Raw genomic sequence first — 1,195 nt, forward strand, 5'->3', positions numbered from 1 at the left:
CTGTTCATTCATTTTCCATCCCCTCTATTCCTTGTTCGTAAATGGTTGTTTTTAAGTTATGGGGATAAATATAACTATAATTATAAAAATATCAAGTAAAAAATTATAAAAAATTATATTTTAGTAAAAAAAATTATAAAGTTTTGCTGTGTAAAGGGATTAAAAAGGTATTTTTATATAGGTAATAATTAAGAATTAAAGCGAATCATTTTACTGTAAGAACTTTCTGGTAGAATAGCAAAGATTTCCCCAACCCACATAACTTTAACATTTTCGATAGGTGGTGCATTGTTCCACGAAACCAGATCTATCGCCCCATTCATTCCTCGACTGATTTTTTTTATGTATCTTTTATTATCATGCGTTAAAATAACTGCTTCTTTTCCAATAAAGAATTCTATTGCTTTGATTTGGCGTCGTCTAACAATAACCATATCTCCATCTTTGTAAGCGGGATACATAGAGTCCCCTTTAACTTCAAAGGCGATCATATCATCAGGGAGAGTGAAAGGAACTTCTACTTGCGCAAGACCTTCTTCAGGAATTTGTTCAAAGCTTGGGTCTATCTCTGTTCCTGCTCCAATATACCCCATAAGAGGTACAAAAGTCATCAGGTGATTTTCCCCTGTTAACTCTCTGTATAATGCTAAAATAGCATCACGGTTAGAACCACGGGGATCTGAATCTTTCAACCATTTTGATACGGAAGCTTGCGTTACGTTGAGTCGCTTAGCCACGTCTTCTTGTGTTAAATTAAATTCAGTTAAAATCTTCTTTAAAAGATTTATAACATTAGACTTATTACTCATAGTTTTACTTACCTTATTTTTTTATCTTTGATAAAGATAAATTTTCTTGACTTTTAAATAACTATAATTATAGGAATTAATTAAGATAAACTATGACCGGAGTTATTAAATGAATCAACGAGAAGATTTTAAAGAGTTGATTAAATCAATACGGATCAAATTTAATTGGACGCAATCAGAAATGGCAAAAACGTTTAGTGTAACCCAGGCTGCTGTGTCTAAATGGGAAAAAAGAGGCTCTATCTCTTTAATGAATTATTTAAAATTGCGCCAATTGCAAGATAGTTTAGTCTCCTTACCATCTGAATTTACTGATGGTTGCGTGGGGAGCAGGTTGGGGTGTGATCAAACCGATGGTCAACAATATTAGGTGGATAAGAACATGA

Annotated in this window: 2 protein-coding genes; one reads left to right on the top strand and one right to left on the bottom strand. The window is 32.8% G+C overall.

All coding sequences use genetic code 11. The features are described from left to right. Window positions 1-188: 188 nt before the first annotated feature. Complete coding sequence (locus tag ME3_RS06660) at window positions 189-809, bottom strand: XRE family transcriptional regulator (protein ID WP_007478153.1); 621 nt, start codon at window positions 807-809, stop codon at window positions 189-191. 109 nt (window positions 810-918) lie between these two features. Between ME3_RS06660 and ME3_RS06665 the strand changes: the two genes are divergently transcribed. Next, entirely contained in the window at window positions 919-1,179 is a 261-nt protein-coding gene (locus ME3_RS06665) for a helix-turn-helix domain-containing protein (protein WP_007478154.1), read from the top strand. Window positions 1,180-1,195 lie beyond the last annotated feature (16 nt).

Source organism: Bartonella melophagi K-2C (assembly GCF_000278255.1).
In the GTDB taxonomy this organism is placed as follows: Bacteria; Pseudomonadota; Alphaproteobacteria; order Rhizobiales; family Rhizobiaceae; genus Bartonella; species Bartonella melophagi.